The organism is Helicobacter sp. UBA3407, from assembly GCF_949747025.1.
Taxonomy (GTDB): Bacteria; Campylobacterota; Campylobacteria; order Campylobacterales; family Helicobacteraceae; genus Helicobacter_D; species Helicobacter_D ganmani.
The window spans coordinates 1-3324 of the sequence record NZ_CATKCB010000243.1; the positions used below are offsets into that span (position 1 = coordinate 1).

Annotated in this window: 2 protein-coding genes and 4 tRNA genes; 1 reads left to right on the forward strand and 5 read right to left on the reverse strand. The window is 37.5% G+C overall.

The features are described 5' to 3' along the window. Window positions 1-260: 260 nt before the first annotated feature. From Q1553_RS08200 to Q1553_RS08220, 5 genes are all read right to left on the reverse strand, one after another. Window positions 261-337 (reverse strand) — tRNA-Asp (locus tag Q1553_RS08200). An 11-nt stretch (window positions 338-348) separates the two neighbouring features. Next, a tRNA-Val gene (locus Q1553_RS08205) sits at window positions 349-424 on the reverse strand. A 27-nt stretch (window positions 425-451) separates the two neighbouring features. After that, window positions 452-526 (reverse strand) — tRNA-Glu (locus tag Q1553_RS08210). A gap of 28 nt (window positions 527-554) precedes the next feature. After that, window positions 555-630 (reverse strand) — tRNA-Lys (locus tag Q1553_RS08215). 50 nt (window positions 631-680) lie between these two features. After that, window positions 681-1814 (reverse strand): nicotinamide-nucleotide amidohydrolase family protein, encoded by a 1134-nt coding sequence (locus Q1553_RS08220; RefSeq protein WP_115551874.1) that lies wholly within the window; start codon window positions 1812-1814, stop codon window positions 681-683. 81 nt (window positions 1815-1895) lie between these two features. Between Q1553_RS08220 and ppk2 the strand changes: the two genes are divergently transcribed. Continuing rightward, window positions 1896-2777 carry a polyphosphate kinase 2 gene (gene ppk2, locus Q1553_RS08225; protein WP_115551875.1) on the forward strand — a complete coding sequence of 294 codons (882 nt, stop codon included), beginning with the start codon at window positions 1896-1898 and terminating at the stop codon, window positions 2775-2777. The last annotated feature ends 547 nt before the right edge of the window (window positions 2778-3324 follow it).

Consider the following 3324-nt stretch of genomic DNA (forward strand, 5'->3'; position numbering starts at 1 on the left):
AGAAGAAACGAATTGGAAATTTGAAGACTATTATAGTATCTATGGAATCACACCTTATTCCTTTGATATTCGGCAAGGATTAGGGGAAATCTTGCACTTCGCAGATTTTATGCCACTTTTTATCAAAGAGCATTATAAGATTCCATAAGAAAAAATAAGCAGAATCAAACAAAATCAGAATTTTAGCTTAAAAAAACCCATATTATCGCTTACGATTGTTTTAAATTGAAAGATTAAAAAGAATCACAAATAATAAGAAGTGGCGGAGCGGACGGGGCTCGAACCCGCGACCCCCTGCGTGACAGGCAGGTATTCTAACCAGCTGAACTACCGCTCCACATTAAGCAGTGGTGGTCGCTATAAGACTCGAACTTATGACATCCACCTTGTAAGGGTGGCGCTCTACCAACTGAGCTAAGCGACCATTAGGGAAACAAAAATCAAATAAAAGTGGTGACTCCTAGGGGATTCGAACCCCTGTAGCCACCGTGAAAGGGTGGTATCCTAACCGTTAGATGAAGGAGCCACTTTTATTTACCACATTGTATAAAGAGTGGTGACCCGCGTTGGATTCGAACCAACGGCCCATTCCTTAAAAGGGAATTGCTCTACCAACTGAGCTAGCGGGTCAAACATTGAAAATTAAGGAATTGGAATGATACAGATATTTTGTATAAAAGTCAATAGTTTGATAAAAAAACCTTTAAAAACAATAAATAAGCATAAATAGTAGCTTGCGCTTGAATATAATTTCTATCCCCTTTAAAATGCAATCGCTCAATGATTTCCGCACCTTTTCTGTCCTTTGCACCGATAAATATTGTTCCGATAGGTTTGCTCGCGCTTCCTCCGCTTGGTCCTGCAATTCCGCTTGTTGCAAGCGCAAAATCAGCCCCAGAGAGTTTCAATGCACCCTCTAACATCTCACGCACCACCGCTTCACTCACTGCACCAAAGGATTCTAAGTTTTCGCTTGAAACCTCCAGCCAAGATTCTTTGATTGCATTAGCATAACCAATCACACCCCCATCAAATACATTGCTTGCACCACTTTCTTTTGTCAAATGGTAAGCAATTAACCCTCCTGTGCAACTTTCTGCTGCAGTAATTTTAAGATGATGTTGAGAAAGTAGAGCAATTACGCTTTGTGCAAGGTTACGACTAGGAAAAATTTTGTCCCCAAAAGAGAATTGAACGACTTTCACAAACTCCTTTAAAGATTCGTCCCTCTTGCTTGTCGCGCTTAGAATCTCTAAGCTAGAATCTGTGTTCAAAATCTCTAAATTGACTTCAAAATCCTTTGCGATTCCCTCAAGAAGAATTTTCGCACTGATTGCGTCCAAGCCTAAAAGATACAAAAATATCGTGCGATAAACTTCCCCACACTCGCCAAACTGCGATTCTAAAAAACATTGCAAATCCTCTTGCGATTCTGTCTGATTTTCAAATGAATTTTGCAAATCCAATAGCCAAATTCTACGCATTTGATTTTCTACTTCACACTCTATTTTTAGCATTTTTTTTCTAGTGATTGGAGGAATTTTTATATTGGATTCCTTGTGTGTTGTTTGGATAAACTCTAATAATTTGCTAAAGCATTGACTATCGGCGACAATCAGGAGATTGTCTGCAATCTGCAAGCTGAAGCCCAAAGAACCAAAAAGAGCATTTTCGGGGTTTATTTTCAAATCCAAAGAATCGCAAAAAATGATTTGATGAATGTCGCCAATCATCTCTCTTGCAAATCTTTGTGCAAACTGATTTAAGGGGAGAAAATCACGATAATTTTTGCCAATACAAAATAAAATATTCAAAATCTTACCTTATCTCTTGTAATTTTAATACCTTAATGGTAAAATATTTTAACTATTTTAAAGCTTATTTTGGAGGTAAATATGGGAAAAGTTTTAGTTGTGCGCCCAGAAGATGAAAAACCGGGTGAAGTCTATAATGGCAAAGGCAAATTGAATAAAAAATTTTATGAAAAAGAAATCACAAAACTACAAATTGAACTCATCAAACTGCAAAATTGGGTAAAAAAATACAACAAAAAAATCATTATTATTTTGGAAGGTCGTGATGCAGCAGGCAAAGGAGGCACAATTAAAGCATTAAGAGAGCATTTAAACCCACGCGGTTGTCGTGTCGTAGCACTACAAAAACCTAGTGATGTAGAAATGACACAATGGTATTTTCAACGTTATATTGATGAATTGCCAAATGGTGGGGAAATCGTGTTTTTTGACCGCAGTTGGTATAATCGTGCGGGGGTTGAAAAGGTGATGAATTTCTGCACAAATGACCAATATAGAGAATTTATCATTCAAGTTTCACACTTAGAACAAATGCTGATTGAGAGTGGATATATACTTTTCAAATTTTTCTTAGATGTTGGACGCGAAGAGCAAAAAAAGCGCATTGAAAGCCGCAAAGATGAGCCGCTTAAACGTTGGAAACTAAGTCCAATTGATGAGCTATCTTTGAATCTTTGGGACGAATATACCGAAACATTTGAAAAAATGTTTTCACGCACGCATACTCCTTTTGCTCCTTGGCTCATTGTGGATTCTAACGACAAAAAACGTGCGCGTATCAATCTTGCGAGAATCTTACTCTCTAAGCTAGACTATGAAGATAAAGATGTAGAGAATGTATGTTTGTTAGCCGACCCGGGCATTGTAACAACTTATTCTAGCGTTAGAGCATTCTCTCAAGACAATGAAGCCCTAAAGAAAAAGAAAGACAAAGAAAAAGATAAAAAGAAAGACAAAAAATAGCAGTTTTGCGCTATTACGAGCAACTACTCAATGTAGCTTCGTAAGCAAGTAAAGTTTTTTGCTAAAACAAACTGCCTTATTGCGCCTCACTACCCCGCACAATAGGGCAGTTTTATATCGCGAATCTTTACTAAGTGCTTATTGATATCTTTTAATTGCGGATTCTTTGCCTAGTGAAATTCAAAAATACCTTACAATTTACTTAAATTAATGTGATTTTGGATTGAAAATTTTTGCTAAACTAGATTCGCTTCGCACAAGCTAAAATATCTCTTTGAGATTCTGTATTTTAAGGGATATTTCGGGCTGCGCCCTCAATATAACAAAGTCGGAGGTATTGTGTAGCAACTCACCTAACTTAGCAAATAGGACAATGTAGCTTGTCATTCTGAGCCTTTGGGTGAAGAACCCCTTTTGTGATTCCGCTTTTTATACTCTTTTAGATTCCTCGCTGCACCTAAAATGGCAGAGGCGTGAGATTCCTAACAATACTTAGAATAACCGCCCTTGTGCCAAATGGCAAAAGCCTCAAAATCTAAAAACTTAA

Excerpts from the sequence above, each read along its gene's own strand:
- ppk2 (WP_115551875.1), top strand. The coding sequence starts at position 1,896 with ATGGGAAAAGTTTTAGTTGTGCGCCCAGAAGATGAAAAACCGGGTGAA.